This window comes from Actinoplanes sp. ATCC 53533 (genome assembly GCF_003947245.1).
Genome location: NZ_QHHV01000114.1, coordinates 59,833 through 74,263, shown reverse-complemented (window position 1 = coordinate 74,263; position 14,431 = coordinate 59,833). Strand labels below are relative to the sequence as shown.

Below are 14,431 nucleotides of genomic sequence, written 5' to 3'. Positions count from 1 at the left end.
GGTCCTGTCGGTGCGGGCATAACCTTTTTCAGATTGTGTCTCTGGTATCTATCGCCGACGATCTACCGGCCAGTAATGTGCCCCGAATCAGCCGTTCGGGGACGGCGCATTCCGGCACCGGCAGAGGAGACACAGTGGAATTCCACCGAATCGGATCACGTGGGCTGGCGGGCTCCGGCGCCGTCGCGCTCGCGCTGAGCGCGATCGTCGGCTTCGGCACACCCGCGGTGGCCGCGCCGGCCACCGGCGACATCAGGCAGGCCGGCTCGGCGACCGCCGTACCCGGCAGCTACATCGTCGTCCTGAAGGACGGTACGGCCGCCACGGTCCGGGACAGGGCCGCCGGGCTGGCGGACAAGTACGACGGCGCGGTGAACGAGGTCTACTCGAAGGTGGTGCGCGGCTTCGCCACGACCATGTCCGAGCGGGCCGCCCAGCGCCTCGCGGCCGACCCGGCCGTGGCGTACGTGGAGCAGAACCAGGTCATCTCGCTCGCCGACACCCAGACCGGCGCCACCTGGGGCCTGGACCGGATCGACCAGGCCAGCCTGCCGCTGAGCACCACGTACACCTACCCGAACACGGCGTCGAGCGTGCACGCCTACATCATCGACACCGGCATCCTGACCACCCACAGCCAGTTCGGCGGCCGGGCCGTCAGCGGCTACGACTTCGTCGACAGCGACAGCAACGCCACCGACTGCAACGGCCACGGCACCCACGTCGCCGGCACGGTCGGCGGTTCCACGTACGGCGTGGCCAAGGCGGTGCAGCTCGTCGGCGTGCGGGTGCTCGACTGCGAGGGCAGCGGCACGACCGCCGGGGTCATCTCCGGCATCAACTGGGTGACCAGCAACGCGATCAAGCCCGCCGTGGCGAACATGAGCCTCGGCGGTGGCACCAGCACCACCCTGGACACGGCGGTCAGCAACTCGATCGCCGCCGGCATCACCTACGGCATCGCTGGCGGCAACGACAGCGCCGCCGCCTGCAACTACTCGCCGGCGCGGGTCGCCGCGGCGATCACCGTGGGCGCCACCACCAGCGCCGACGCCCGCGCCTCGTACTCCAACTACGGCAGCTGCCTGGACATCTTCGCGCCGGGCTCGTCGATCACCTCGGCCTGGTACACCAGCACCACGGCGACCAACACGATCAGCGGCACCTCGATGGCCACCCCGCACGTCGTCGGCGTCGCCGCGCTGGTGCTGCAGGCCAACCCGTCGTACACGCCGGCGCAGGTGGCGTCGTACCTGACCAGCAACGCCGTCAGCGGCGCGGTGACCAGCCCCGGCACCGGCTCGCCCAACCTGCTGCTGCAGGTCGTCAACTCCGACGACGGCGGTGACGACGAGGAGCCCGCCGGCTGCACCGGCACCAACGGCACCGACGTCGCCATCCCGGACGCGGGCGCGGCCGTGACCAGCGCGATCACCATCTCCGGCTGCGGCCGGGCGGCCTCGTCGACCTCCACCGTGGACGTCAACATCGTGCACACCTACCGCGGCGACCTGGTCGTCACGCTCGTCGCGCCGGACGGTTCCACCTACGCGCTGAAGAGCAGTAGCAGCAGCGACAGCGCCGACAACGTGATCGCCACCTACTCGGTCAACCTCTCCGGCGAGGCCGCCGACGGCACCTGGCAGCTGCGGGTGCAGGACGTCTACTCGGCCGACACCGGAACCATCAACACCTGGACGCTGACCGTCTAGGCGATCCCGCCAGACGCCCTCCGGTAAGGGGAGCACCCATGTCCGTGTCCCACCGACGACTAACCCTCTTCGCCGTCGTGGCAGCCGCCATCGCGGCAGCCCTGTCCCTCGTGGTCGTGTCCTCGCCGGCGAACGCGGCGACGGTGTCACTGCCGCTGCGCACCATGGTCGCCAACCTCCCGGTGGCCACCGAGGTGCGCACGGGATACGACCGCGACCTGTTCAACCACTGGATCGACGCCGACGGTGACAGCTGCAACACCCGCTACGAGGTGCTGATCGCCGAGGCGGTCACCGCCCCGACGGTGGGTTCCTCCTGCAGCCTCACCGGCGGCCGGTGGTACTCCTACTACGACGGTCTGTACTGGACCCTCCCGGCCGACCTCGACATCGACCACTTCGTCCCGCTCGCCGAGGCGTGGGACTCCGGGGCCCGCAACTGGACCTCGGCCCAGCGCGAGTCCTTCGCCAACGACCTGGGCGACGCCCGGTCGCTGGCCGCGGTGACGGACAACGAGAACCAGACCAAGAGCGACCAGGATCCCGCCGAGTGGATGCCGCCGCTCACCAGCGTCTACTGCCGCTACATCGAGGAGTGGACGGCGGTGAAGACCCGCTGGGGCCTCACCGTCGACAGCACGGAGAAATCCGCGCTCACCTCGTACGCGGCCTCGTGCACCAACGTGACCGTCACGGTCGACACGGTGCTGGGCACCACGCCCACCGCCACCGCCACCGCGACGGCGACGGCCACACCGGCCGCGTGCACCGGCACCAACGGCACCGACGTCGAGATCCCGGACGCCGGCACCGCGGTGACCAGCACGATCACCATCGGGAGCTGCGCACGCTCGGCCTCGGCGACCGCGACGGTGTACGTGGACGTCGTCCACACCTACCGTGGTGACCTGGTGATCACCCTCGTCGCGCCGGACGGCTCGACGTACCAACTCAAGAGTTCCAGTTCAACCGACAGCGCCGCGAACGTGCAGGCGACGTACACGGTGAACCTCTCCAGCGAGGCGGCCGCGGGCGCCTGGTCCCTGCGCGCGCAGGACGTCTACGAGGAGGACACCGGCTACCTCAACACCTGGACGCTCACCGTGTGACAGTGCGGGCGCCGGGCCGCCGGGTTTCCGGCGACCCGGCGCCCGCCCGTCACCGGGGCAGCAAGGCGAGATCGTCGGTGGCGCCCGCGCCGGGCTGGATCCGGTACAGCCCGCCGCCGAGATCGACCGAATTGTGCTCGACCCACTCCAGCCACGACGGCGGCCACCGCGTCCCCAGCGACCAGCGCACGCCGGTCAGCGGCACCTCGGTCAGATCGGCGTGCTGCAGGTCCGCCTCCGTGAAGTCGTCCAGGGCGGCGCGCATCCGTTCGACAGCGCCCGCTGCCTGCACATCCGCCATGAGGAAGGCCCGGACGAGGTCGGCCGCCGCGGTGCCGGGCAGGTCGAGGCCGAGCGTTCGAGCGAGGTCGAGCGCACTGTCCAGGGCGCGGGCGCGGGCACGGTCGAGATCCTCGCCGAGGCGGCGGCCGAGGTCGCGGGCGACATCGAGGGCTCGGTCGAAGGCCTCGCCGAGCGTGCGGGCGAGCTCACGGACGAGGGGGCGGTCAGTGGTGCCGAGGGGAGGCTGGAGCGCCATTCTGAGGCCGCCGTCCAGGGAGACCGCGAGATGGAGGGCCTGGGCGAGGTCGTGGGCGCGCTCCAGGTCAGCGGTACGGGAACCGGCCAGGTCCCGCACGCGGGCGATGTCGCGGGCGCGGGCGATGGCGCGGTCGTCGTCGAGAACGAGGCCGCGAGCGAGGTCCTGGGCGGCGGTGAGCGCGGCGCCGAGGCTGTTCAGGTGGACGGCGGCGCTGTCCGGGGAGAGGTTGCCGTGGCCGAGATATTCCGCGCGGGTGCGGGCGCGGTCGAGCGCACGGTCGAGCTCGCGGGCCCGGGCCCGGGATCGGGCGAGGACACGGCCGGCGCCGAGAACATCGACGAAGGCGTAGCCCGGTCCGCGCAGGGCCAGCCGCCGGGCGGGTGGCAAGCCTTCGACAGCGGCCACGAGCGATTCCCTCGCCGACAGGTCCCCCATCGACAGGTCCCGGATCGACAGGTCCGTCACCGACAGGGAAGAACCGGCCTCGGTCCGGCTTTCGGTCCGGCTTTCGGTCCGGCTCTCGGTCCGGCTTTCGGCTGGGCGGCTGCGGCCCAGAGCGGCCACGAGCCGCTGCGGGAATCCGTGTGCCGGCCACCGACGCGGCGGGACGAAGGGTTCCCGGTCGCGGGCCAGCGCCTCGACGAGCTGGGCGGTGAAGCTGTCAGGTCGCATCGGTGACCTCGGGGTCCCGGGTGCCGGATTCCTGCCGGGCGGGCGTCGCCGTACGCGGTGCGGGCAGCTCGGCCGGCGCTGCCGCCGTGTCGGTCCTGGCCTCCGGTTGCGGAAGAGCGACCGGCACCTGCTGGGCGAGCTTCTCGATGATCAACGGTGCGGCGACCCCGGCACCCAGCGCGCTGAGCGCGCTCATCGGACCGCTGGCGCCGAGCGCCGCGGCCAGGCCGGCACCGACGCCGAGCCGGATCACCACCGAGGCCAGGATCGGCGAACGAGCCCGGCGGCGCCTGCCCCACGGCCAGCCACCGGTGCGCCGCATGACGGCAGCCCACTCAAGACCCTCGACGGCAGCCCCGCCGAACAGCCCCCACAGTGCGCATTCCCACAGCGGCACGAGCCCACCGTAACGTGCCGCATACCGGTTGTCAGGTTCCGGCGCTCCGCTGCGTCGAGGTCAATCGATGACCGCGATGACGATGGCTCCGACGCCCAGCGGCAGGTCCAGCAGCATGCAGAATTCCGCCAGCGACCGGGGCACCACCTGATCGCGCCGGTAATGGATCAGATCCCACCCGGCATGGCCGGCCAGGACGACGCCGGCCAGCACCAGGCCGGCGCGGGGAGCGAAGTACAGCGCGGCAACCGCCAGGCCGCCGTACCCGAGCAGGGCTGCGGTCTGCGCGGTGAGTGCCGGCCGGGGCGCCCGGCCGAGCAGCCCGGCGACGATCAGCACGAGGGCGACGCCGCCGAGGCCGACCCACCAGGCCAGGCCGGCCAGCTCGCTGGCCGCCACCACCAGGCTGCCGCCGGCGACCCCGGCCCAGGCGACCCACCGCCTGCGCAACGCGGCGGCACCGAGATAACACAGCGTGGCCACCCCGACCACGATCGCCACCGAGTCGCGATTGCCGCCGGTCGCCAGTTGCCCGGCGGCGGCCGCCAGCCCGAGAGCGCTGGGCCACCGGTGCAGGACGTGCTGCCAACGAGAGGTCTCCGCCGAGGCGGTAACGGGGGTCGGGTTCGTCATGCCCGCGACGATGCTGGCGGCCGGGGCACGCAGTCGAGACCGTCCGCCCGGCTGGTCCGAAATCCTGGCAAACCTGTCGGTCCGCCTCGCGGTTGTTACCGTCGTGACAATTCCCGGCCAGGTTTTGTCAGCACGGTACCGATCACGGCGAGCGTGATCCACCAGCCTGAGGGCATGGCCGAAAGTACGTTCCTGACGCTGGTACTGCTGCCGCTCGCGCTGGGAATCGTCATGCTCGGCCTCGGGCTGAGCCTCACGGTCGCGGACTTCTCGCGGGTCCTGCGCTATCCGCGTGCGGTGCTGGTCGCCCTGGTGTGCCAGGTGATCGTGCTGCCGGGCGTCTGCTTCGGCCTCGTGCTGGCGTTCGGGCTGCGACCCGGCCTGGCGGTCGGCATGATGCTACTGGCCGCGTCGCCGGGTGGGACGACGGCCAGCCTGTTCAGCTACCTGTTCCGCGGTGACGTCGCGCTGAATGTCACCCTGACGGCGGTGAATTCCGTGGTCGCGGTGGTGACCCTGCCCCTGGTGGTGAACTTCTCGGTCGCCTACTTCACCGGCGACCCACGCGTCATCGGCCTGCAGTTCGACAAGGTGGCGCAGGTCTTCGCCATCGTGCTCGTGCCGGTCGCGGTCGGCATGTGGCTGCGCAACCGGCTGCCCCGGGCGGCCGCCGCGGCGGAACGCCCGGTGAAGATTTTCTCCGCGGTGGTGCTGGCCGCCGTCATCGTCGGCGCCGTGCTGGCCGAGCGCTCACACCTCGCCGACTACCTCGCCGCCGTCGGCGTCGTCGCCCTGCTCTTCAGCGTGCTCAGCCTCGGCCTGGGCTACGCGGCGCCACGGCTGCTGCGCGTCGAGCGCACCCAAGCGATCGCGTGTTCGATGGAGATCGGCATCCACAACAGCACGCTGGCGATCACGGTGGCGCTCAGCCCGCAACTGCTGGACAACGCCGAGATGGCGGTGCCCGCGGCCGTGTACGGCCTGCTCATGTTCCTCACCGCCACGGCGTTCGGACTGCTCATCACGCGCGCGGCGGCCCGGCGCGGCGAGCCCCAGCCCGCGTAAACCGTTGTGACGGCCCAGCCAGTGCGTGTCGCGGCAGGCAATGAAAGGTCCTCGCCCGACGACGACGATGTCGCGATCAAGGCCGCCGCCAGCGGCAAAGCCGGGCGGGCCACTCGATCGGAAACGGCTCGACCGCTCGCTCCGGCTGCCGGCAGAACGTTCCGCCGGCCTGGTGCACGCCCGGGGTGCGGGTCCAGCGCGTCCTCGCGGTCTGCCGCCTTCGGCGACGGGGTGCGCGCGAACCGCTTGCCGGTCGACGGCGAGGACAACCAGCAGTGCGAATGCCCGCCACACCAGGCTCGGCATGGCTGACAACAGCACGTCCGCGCCGACATGCGGGAGTTTTGATCATCCTGCGGACGCGGATCACCCCTGACTAGCGGGACAGGCCGCCCGCGTACGGCAGCCGCCGCGTCGCCGGTCCGCACCGTGAGAAGTCGCCACCATGGCCGGGATCGGCGCCGAGTAATCGGTAGACGTAACGTCACATGACGTTGACCCCTCACCTATGTCTCGTCGATGAACCGCCGGTCGCCCGGCGTGTGTCGGATGAAGCGGGGCGGTTCGACGAGCAGCGGGGTGAATCGCTGCACCCAACGGAAGATCGTCGAAGCGGCGGCCACAGGCGAGACTGCGCAGCATGCTCCATCTGGCCAGGACCGCCTCGATCCTCCGATCCGCCAAGGCAAACACACCCCGAGGGGCGGTCCCGGGATCCGGCTGTCGATCACCGCGCCTCAATCGAATGTCGCAGAGATTGAGAGTTAAAAAAAGCACCGATTAAATATCACTTAAGGCATTCACCGACGTCAAAGTGTTTTCCGAACCGTATACGAGGCATATGGTCCCAGTGCGCCCCACCTTGACCAGAAGAGGGTGGGTACTGGAGAAAGGTTCAGATTATGAAAAGACCACGTTTGCTCGTTGGGGCGGCCGTGCTGGCCGCGGCGACATTCGGTTCGGTCTCCTTGGCGAGCGTGGCGTCCGCCGCTGCGGATGTGAAGGTCACCGCGACAATCGCGGTGTCCGGCACGTTCGACGGCGGCGGGAACCGCTACATCGGCTCCGGTGACCTCGGTGACGGCGGCCAGAACGAAGGCCAGGATCCGCTGTTCAGACTGGCCAACGGCGCGACCCTGAGCAACGTCATCCTGGGCGCCCCAGCCGCCGATGGCGTCCACTGCGCCGGCAGTTGCACACTACGCAACGTCACCTGGCAGGACGTCGGGGAGGACGCCGCCACCTTCCGCGGCACCAACGCGACCGTCGTCATCGACGGCGGCAGCGCCGCCAAGGCGTCCGACAAGGTATTCCAGGACAACCGCGGCGCCGGTGGGTCGGTGACCATCCGCAACTTCACGGTCAACGACTTCGGCAAGCTCTACCGCTCCTGCGGTAACTGCTCCACGCAGGCCGCCCGATCGGTGACGATGCAGAACATCACCGCCTCCGACGGCGACGTGCTCGTCGGCATCAACATCAACTACGGCGACAGGGCGCGGTTGTCCGGCCTCAACGTGGGTGGCATCGGCATCTGCGACCTCTTCAACGGCAACAACAGCGGCGACGAACCGGTGAAGGTCGGCGAGGGCCCGAACAGCACGAACTGCATCGTCTCCTAGCGATTGAAGCCGGCCTTTCGGAGCGATCCCGAGGGTCGGCTCATCGCGCCTCGCCGCCCTGAGCACCGACGGCGGCCACTGGTGGCGGCAGATGGTCCACTCCGTCACGCAGCCGCTGATGGAGCGTCGCCTGGGTCAGCGGGTGCTACGCCTTCGCCGGTTGCCGTCCCGCTACCTACCCACCTGGAGTCTGCCGGATGGCTTACGCCCGAGAACGTCTCCGACCAGCGGACGCAATATTCGGCAGGCACAGGGCTGCGGAAAGCCGAGGCAGGCAGTCGGCTGGGCCTGCGGCCCGAGACGGTCAAGAGCGAGCTGCGCGACGCGATGCGCAGCTCGGCACGGGGTGCTGATCGCGCCGGTTCCGACCAGAGCGGGCGGTCATGTCTGGGCGGCGGCCCGGACCTGCGTCCAGGTGAGGTGTGCGGGGTGGTGGGTGCCGGACGACGAGTTGGCGAGCAGTTCCAGCGCGCGGCGGCGTGCGTCGGGGCTCAGGTCGTCGTCGAGGCGGTCGAGGTAGATGACCGCCGACGGGCGGGCCAGGCCGCCGAGGGCTTCGCGAACGGTGTTGACCAGTTCCTGCGCGAGTGCGGCGTCGGCGGCCACGTTGGCGTTGGGCACGACGTAGGCGACGAGTCGGCGCCCGTGTCCAGGGTCGGTGCGGGTGACGACCTCGGCGGCGGCCAGGAAGGGATGGTCGAGGAGTACGTCGCGGACCTCGGTCAGCGAGACGAGCTGGCCGGAGACGCTGACGACGGGGTCGATGCGGCCGAGGAACTCCAGCCGCCGATGGCGCCCGGCGTCGTCGGCGTGGCGGATCGCCCGGTCGCCGGTCGAGTAGACGCCGTCGCGGCGGCCCCAGTGGTCGAAGGTGGCGGCGGCGCCGTCGCCGAGGAAGGTGCGCATGGTGCCGGCCCATGGGCGGTGCAGGATCAGCTCCCCGGGGGTGCCGTCCGGCGACGGCTGTCCGGTCTGGTCGACGACAGCCAGGCCGGCGTCGGGCAGACGAGCGGGGTCTGTTGGCCGGTCGATGGTCACAATGCCGCCGAGTTCGAGCTGGCCCCAGCCGTCGCCGACGGTGTCGGGGTCGCCGGTGACCTCGTCGGCGATCCAAGTGCGCAGCGCGGGCGGGAGGGGTTCGGCGATCGTCACGACGCGGTTCAGCGTGCGTCGGGCTGGCTCGGGTGGTGCCGCGTCGGGCCATTCGCGGACCCGGGCGAGCACGGACGGCGTGGTGAGCAGGGTGGCGACGTCGTAGCGTTCGATGACGTCCCAGAGCCGGTGGTGGGTGGGCACGTCGAGTGTTCCTTCGAACATCACGGTGGTGTCGCCCCAGGCGAGCGGGCCGATGATCCCGTGGGTCTGTGCGCCGATCCAGGCGAGGTCGCCGGCGCACCAGAACACACCGCCGCCGGACAGCCCGTAGCGGTGGACGGCGACGGCTGCGGCGAGCAGGGTGGCGGTGCCATGTGCGGCGGTGACCGGCCGTCCCCGCCGATTCGCCAGCCAGGTCAGGAGAAGGGGGTGCTCGGCGGGCAGCGCCAGGGCGGGCGCGGCTGCCGCTGGGACGCGGGCCGGGGCGAGCAGGTCATGCAGCCAGCGGTCACCTTCGTACCAGGCCACGTCCAGACCGGTGCGGCGGACCACAATCGTGTGCTCGACCCCGACAACAGCGGTCAGGGCATCGTCGACCCGTGCCTTGGTGGGGATGATCGTGCCGTGGCGCCACGCGCCGTCCTGGGTGACCAGGACCCGGGGACCCAGGTCGGCAAGGCGTTCGGCGAGGGCTTCGACCGGCAGCGGCACGGGGATGACGGCGAACGGGGCTCCGATCCGCGCGCAGGCGAGCATCGCCACGACGGCCTCGGGCAGCCAGCCCAGATGAATGGCGACGCGGTCGCCCACGTCGACGCCGAGCCCGAGCAGAGCCGCGGCGTAGGCGGTGACCTCGTCCGAGAGCTCCCGGTAGGTCAGCGTCCGCCGGTCGCCGGGCTCGCCCTCCCAGTGGATCGCCGGCTGGTCGGCACGGGCCGCCAGGTGCCGGTCGACGCAGTTGGCGGCGAGGTTGATGGTGCCGTCGGGAAACCAGTGGCCGTATCGGCCGCCGGATTGATAGATCGCGGTGGGACTGACACTCCAGGTGAGCAGGTCCGCGATCGGCGCCCAGCGGGGCAGGTCCGGTTCACGCATGGCCGAGCGTCCTGCCGGCTGCCTGGGCGGCGCGGTCGAGGTGGGTCGCTGCCCGGTCGACGTCGTTGTCGCCGACAGTGGCGGTCAAGGCGGCGGCCGCATGGTCGTAGGCGTCCACGACCGGCACCGCGACCTCGGTGTGACCCTGCTCCGCGCCGGCGAGGGTGAGGTGCGACGCGGTGCGCCAGGCGGCCCGCCGGGTTTCGGCGTCCGCGCGTTCGTCGGCGGACGCCAGAGCTAGAGCGAGAGCCCAACCGGTGTCGTCGGCGCGCGCGGCCAGCAGCCGCCCGGCCGCGCTGCGCACCGCCGGCACGACCCGGTGCGGCTCGCGGTAGGGCCCGGCGTCCGCGCCGTCCGCGCCGTCGATGTAGGTCACCGAACCCCGCACGAAGAGGACGATCCGCACGGAGGTGCCGAGGGCGTCGCGCACCGGCAGCAGGTACGGCGACAGCGCCGCGAGGACGGGAAGCCGGCCCAGGTAGCGCTGGGAGAGTCGGACGAGTTCCGGGCCGAGGCCGTACCGGGCGGACCGGGCATCCTGCTCGACCAGCCCGGCCACGGTCAGCGATCGAAGTAACCGGTGCACGGTGGGCAACGACAGCCCGGACCTTTCGGCCAGCTCGGTGAGCTGCTGGTGGGCGGGTCCGTCGGAGAGCAGATGCAGCAGCAGGGCGGCGTTCCGGACGGTGCCGAGGGTGCCGCGGGAGTCGGTTCCCCTGGTCGGCTGCGCATCCAACTCCGTCACGGCGCCACGATATCAGTAAGGAACTCTATTCCGGATACAGTTGTTGACTTCCGCATAGTGAAAAAGTAGCGTGCGTCACACACGGAGGAGAGGCCCGATGTGACCATCCGCGAGTACCAGTTCCCGCTCAACGGGAGCACCGTGGCGCCCGGCCAGCCGCTGCTGGTGGTGGCGGATCTCGGGCTGCGTTTCGGCGGGGTGCGGGCTCTCGACGGGGTCGCGCTCACGGTGCGGCAGGGCGAGATCCACGCGGTGATCGGCCCCAACGGTGCGGGCAAGTCGAGCCTGCTCAACTGCGTGTCCGGGCTGTACCGGCCGCAGCGCGGGACGGCGATCCTGCACCGCGCCGAGGGCCGGTCGGATCTGATCGGGCGCCGTCCCCACCAGATCGCGCGGCTGGGGGTGGCCCGCTCGTTCCAGAACATCGAACTGTTCCGCCACCTGACGGTTCTGGAGAATCTGATGCTCGGCCGGCACACCCGGATGAGCCACGCGTTACTGCCGGCGTTGATCTGGTTCGGCCCGGCCCAGCGGCAGGAGATCACCCACCGGGCGCTGGTCGAGGAGGTCATCGACCTGCTCGAACTGCAGGCGGTGCGGCACAAACCGGTCGGCACGTTGGCGTACGGATACGCCAAGCGGGTGGAACTCGGGCGGGCGCTGTGCCTGCAGCCTGCCGTGCTCCTGCTCGACGAACCGATGGCCGGCATGAACGCCGAGGAAAAGGAGTCGATGGCGCGTTACGTTCTCGACGTCAACGAACTGGCCGGGGTCAGCGTGGTGCTCATCGAGCACGACATGGACGTGGTCATGGACATCTCCCACGCCGTCACCGTCCTGGACTTCGGCCGGCTCATCGCCACCGGCGTTCCGGCACAGGTCAGGCAGAACCCGGCCGTGATCGAGGCCTACCTCGGCGAGCCGGCGGAGCCGGGACGATGACATCGACCTTTCCCCAGCTGCTGTGGTCGCTGGCCGCCGAACGCCCGGCCGCGACCGCCCTGCAGGAGAAGCGGTACGGCATCTGGCAACCGATGACCTGGGCGCAGTACGCGCGGCGGGTGCGCGACTTCGCCCACGGCCTGGCCGGCCTGGGTGTCGGCCGTGGCGACATCGTGGCCGTGCTCGGCGACAACCGGCCCGAATGGCTCATCACCGAACTGGCCGTGCAGAGCCTCGGCGGCGCCGTCGTCGGCGTGTATCCGACCAGCATCGGCGAGGAGATCCGGCACGTCCTGGCGACGGCCGAGGTCCGCGTGGTGGTCGCCGAGGATCAGGAGCAGGTCGACAAACTGATCGCGTTGAAGGACCAGTTGCCCAAGCTCGCCACGATCGTGTACTACGACCCGCACGGCCTGGCGCATTATCCGGAGCCCTACCTCTGCCGGTTCACCGATGTCGAGACCGCCGGACGCGCCGCTGCCGAGCACCGGCCGGGCTGGCTGGACGCCCGCATCGCGGCGGGCGACCCGGACGACACCGCGCTGATCTGCACCACGTCCGGCACGACCGCCCGTCCCAAGCTCGCCGAGTTGACCCACGCGAACCTGCTCGCGATGACCGCGCACCTCACCGAGATCGACCCGGTCCGGCCAGGCTTCCGCTACGTGTCGTTCCTGCCGTTGGCGTGGATCGGGGAGCAGATGCTCGCGCTCGGCTGCGGCCTGGGCGCGGGCCTGACGCTGTCGTTCCCGGAGGACGCCGCGACCCAACGTGCGGATCTGCGCGAGGTCGGCCCGGATCAGATGTTCAGCCCGCCGCGGATCTGGGAGTCGATGCTGTCCGACGTGCAAGTCCGCATCGACGAGGCGGGATGGCTCAAGCGCCGGGTGTTCCGCTGGGCCTACGACGTCGGTGATCGGGTTGCCGCTCGCCGCGTGCGCGGGGTGGCGCCCGGCCCGGTGTTGCGCCTGGCGCACGTGGTGGCGTCCGCGGTGGGACTGCGCCCGGTGCGCGACCAGTTGGGCCTGGCCCGGATCAAACGCTGTTACACCGGCGGCGCGCCGCTTTCGCCGGAGGTGTTCCGGTTCTTCCACGCCATCGGCGTCAACCTCAAGCAGATTTACGGGCAGACCGAGATCTGCGGCATCGCGGTTGCCCACCGCGACGACGACGTCCGGTTCCACACCGTCGGTCGCCCGATCCCGGGCGCCGAGCTGCGGCTGAGCGATGACGGGGAGATCCTGCTGCGCTCGGCCAGCGTGTTCCGCGGCTACCTGCACAGCCCCGCGGCGACCGCGGACGCGAAGGACGGCGACGGCTGGCTGCACACCGGCGACGCGGGCTATCTGGACGACGGGCACCTGGTCGTCATCGACCGGCTCGCCGACGTGTTGCGCCTGCCCGACGGGACCCGCTTCTCGTGCGCGTTCATCGAGAACCGGCTGAAGTTCTCGCCGTATGTCGAGGAGGCGGTCGCGTTCCACGGCGGCGGCGGTATCACCGCGATCCTGTGCGTGGATGCGGCGACCGTCGGGGCGTGGGCCGAGCGGATTCGGCTCGGGTACACCACCTATACCGATCTCGCCGGTCGGGCCGAGGTCGGCGAGTTGTTGGCGGAGGAGATCGCGCGTGCCAACGCCGATCTGCCCGAGGCTATCCGGGTACGCCGATTCGTCCTGTTGCACAAGCAGCTCGACCCCGACGACGACGAGATCACCCGCACCCGCAAGGTCCGCCGCAGCGTTGTCGCCGACCGCTACGCCGGAGTCGTCGCCGCCCTCGATCGTGGCGACGGCACGGTCGAGGTGCACACCACGGTCTCCTACCAGGACGGCAGCACGGCGACGCGGACAGTCACCCTGGCGGTGCGCAGTCCTCTCGACGTCGCCGCGCTGGCCTCCCGGCGCCGTCGCCCGGTCTGGAGCGGACGCACATGAGTCAGTTCGTGCAGTTGACGGTGTACGGGCTGGCCAACGGCGCGGTGTTGGCGCTGGCCGCGTTGGGCTTCGTGCTCATCTATAAGGCGACCAGCGTCATCAACTTCGCCCAGGGCGAGCTGTTGCTCGTCGGCGCGTACCTGTTCTACACCGCCTTCGTCCTGCTGCGGCTGCCGCTGGCGGTCGCGGTGCTGGGCGGCGTCGTCGCCGCCGCCGTGCTCGGCGTCGCGATCGAACGCCTGGTCCTGCGGCCGCTGATCGGCGAGGATCCGATAGCCGTGATCATGGTGACGATCGGGTTGGCGGCGGTGCTCAAGGCGGCCGTGACGATGTTCTACGGCACCACCCCGCGCGAGATGCCCAAGGTGCTGCCGGCCGGGACGGTCACCATCGCCGGCGCGACGGTGCCGCTGGACCGCATCTTCGCCGTCGCGATCGCCGTGGTGGTCCTGACCGCGGTCACCGTGTTCTTCCGGTTCTCGCGGCACGGGATCGCCATGCGGGCGGTCGCCGATGACCAACAGGCGGCCCTCGCGCAAGGCATCTCGGTGCGGCGCATCTTCGCCCTGGCCTGGGCGATGGCCGCGGTCAGCGCGCTGATCGCCGGCATCCTGCTCGCCGACATCGCCGAGGTGAGCCAGAACCTGGCCACGTTCGGGCTGGTCGTGTTCCCGGTCGTGATCCTCGGCGGCCTGGACTCGGTGCCCGGCACCATCGTCGGTGGCGCGGTCATCGGCCTGCTCAGCCAGTACGCCGAGGGCGTATCCGCCGGAGCGTCCCAGGTCGTGCCCTACGTGGCGCTGGTGCTGATCTTGCTGGTGCGACCGTACGGGTTGTTCGGCCAACCGCGCATCGAGAGGGTCTGA

12 protein-coding genes and 1 pseudogene are annotated in these 14,431 nt (G+C 70.7%); 7 read left to right on the top strand and 6 right to left on the bottom strand.

Going from position 1 to position 14,431, the window contains the following annotated elements:
- The first annotated feature begins 134 nt into the window (after positions 1-134).
- Positions 135-1,712, top strand: coding sequence for a S8 family peptidase (locus DMB66_RS33290; protein ID WP_125808086.1), 1,578 nt, complete (start codon positions 135-137; stop codon positions 1,710-1,712).
- A gap of 38 nt (positions 1,713-1,750) precedes the next feature.
- Positions 1,751-2,821: a proprotein convertase P-domain-containing protein gene (locus DMB66_RS66100; protein ID WP_125808085.1), complete on the top strand. Its 1,071-nt coding sequence runs from the start codon at positions 1,751-1,753 to the stop codon at positions 2,819-2,821.
- 49 nt (positions 2,822-2,870) lie between these two features.
- Here DMB66_RS66100 and DMB66_RS33280 read toward each other — a convergent pair whose 3' ends face one another.
- The 3 genes from DMB66_RS33280 to DMB66_RS64270 are packed head-to-tail and all read right to left on the bottom strand — an operon-like array spanning position 2,871 to position 5,064.
- Positions 2,871-4,034, bottom strand: a complete 1,164-nt coding sequence (locus DMB66_RS33280) for a hypothetical protein (RefSeq protein WP_158647461.1) — start codon at positions 4,032-4,034, stop codon at positions 2,871-2,873.
- On the bottom strand, positions 4,024-4,431 hold the full coding sequence (locus tag DMB66_RS61570) for a hypothetical protein (RefSeq protein ID WP_158647460.1): 408 nt from the start codon (positions 4,429-4,431) through the stop codon (positions 4,024-4,026). The genes DMB66_RS33280 and DMB66_RS61570 overlap by 11 nt, the downstream gene beginning before the upstream one ends.
- A gap of 60 nt (positions 4,432-4,491) precedes the next feature.
- Positions 4,492-5,064, bottom strand: coding sequence for a hypothetical protein (locus DMB66_RS64270; protein WP_125808082.1), 573 nt, complete (start codon positions 5,062-5,064; stop codon positions 4,492-4,494).
- Here DMB66_RS64270 and DMB66_RS64265 point away from each other — a divergent pair.
- Positions 5,002-6,129 carry a bile acid:sodium symporter family protein gene (locus tag DMB66_RS64265; protein ID WP_255441085.1) on the top strand — a complete coding sequence of 376 codons (1,128 nt, stop codon included), beginning with the start codon at positions 5,002-5,004 and terminating at the stop codon, positions 6,127-6,129. The two genes, DMB66_RS64270 and DMB66_RS64265, sit on opposite strands and share 63 nt — an antisense overlap.
- A 509-nt stretch (positions 6,130-6,638) precedes the next feature.
- Here DMB66_RS64265 and DMB66_RS64260 read toward each other — a convergent pair.
- Positions 6,639-6,737, bottom strand: a pseudogene (locus DMB66_RS64260) (IS6 family transposase); the annotation flags it as partial.
- A 294-nt stretch (positions 6,738-7,031) separates the two neighbouring features.
- On the opposite strand from DMB66_RS64260, the gene DMB66_RS33255 reads away from it, so the two are divergent.
- Positions 7,032-7,751: a pectate lyase gene (locus tag DMB66_RS33255; RefSeq protein WP_125808080.1), complete on the top strand. Its 720-nt coding sequence runs from the start codon at positions 7,032-7,034 to the stop codon at positions 7,749-7,751.
- Positions 7,752-8,132: 381 nt separating this feature from the next.
- Here DMB66_RS33255 and DMB66_RS33250 read toward each other — a convergent pair whose 3' ends face one another.
- Positions 8,133-9,941: an AMP-binding protein gene (locus tag DMB66_RS33250; protein WP_125808079.1), complete on the bottom strand. Its 1,809-nt coding sequence runs from the start codon at positions 9,939-9,941 to the stop codon at positions 8,133-8,135.
- On the bottom strand, positions 9,934-10,686 hold the full coding sequence (locus DMB66_RS62855; RefSeq protein ID WP_199752762.1) for a helix-turn-helix domain-containing protein: 753 nt from the start codon (positions 10,684-10,686) through the stop codon (positions 9,934-9,936). The genes DMB66_RS33250 and DMB66_RS62855 overlap by 8 nt, the downstream gene beginning before the upstream one ends.
- 99 nt (positions 10,687-10,785) lie before the next feature.
- Here DMB66_RS62855 and DMB66_RS33240 point away from each other — a divergent pair, with 99 nt between their 5' ends.
- From DMB66_RS33240 to DMB66_RS33230, 3 genes are read left to right on the top strand one after another with little or no spacing between them, the layout of a single operon-like run.
- Entirely contained in the window at positions 10,786-11,628 is an 843-nt protein-coding gene (locus DMB66_RS33240) for an ABC transporter ATP-binding protein (protein WP_125808078.1), read from the top strand.
- Complete coding sequence (locus DMB66_RS33235) at positions 11,625-13,565, top strand: AMP-binding protein (protein ID WP_125808077.1); 1,941 nt, start codon at positions 11,625-11,627, stop codon at positions 13,563-13,565. The genes DMB66_RS33240 and DMB66_RS33235 overlap by 4 nt, the downstream gene beginning before the upstream one ends.
- On the top strand, positions 13,562-14,431 hold the full coding sequence (locus DMB66_RS33230) for a branched-chain amino acid ABC transporter permease (protein ID WP_125808076.1): 870 nt from the start codon (positions 13,562-13,564) through the stop codon (positions 14,429-14,431). The genes DMB66_RS33235 and DMB66_RS33230 overlap by 4 nt, the downstream gene beginning before the upstream one ends.

Coding starts and splice junctions, on each gene's coding strand:
- DMB66_RS33250 (WP_125808079.1), bottom strand. CDS start 9,941: ATGCGTGAACCGGACCTGCCCCGCTGGGCGCCGATCGCGGACCTGCTC.
- DMB66_RS33255 (WP_125808080.1), top strand. CDS start 7,032: ATGAAAAGACCACGTTTGCTCGTTGGGGCGGCCGTGCTGGCCGCGGCG.
- DMB66_RS33280 (WP_158647461.1), bottom strand. CDS start 4,034: ATGCGACCTGACAGCTTCACCGCCCAGCTCGTCGAGGCGCTGGCCCGC.
- DMB66_RS33230 (WP_125808076.1), top strand. CDS start 13,562: ATGAGTCAGTTCGTGCAGTTGACGGTGTACGGGCTGGCCAACGGCGCG.
- DMB66_RS66100 (WP_125808085.1), top strand. CDS start 1,751: ATGTCCGTGTCCCACCGACGACTAACCCTCTTCGCCGTCGTGGCAGCC.
- DMB66_RS64270 (WP_125808082.1), bottom strand. CDS start 5,064: ATGACGAACCCGACCCCCGTTACCGCCTCGGCGGAGACCTCTCGTTGG.
- DMB66_RS33235 (WP_125808077.1), top strand. CDS start 11,625: ATGACATCGACCTTTCCCCAGCTGCTGTGGTCGCTGGCCGCCGAACGC.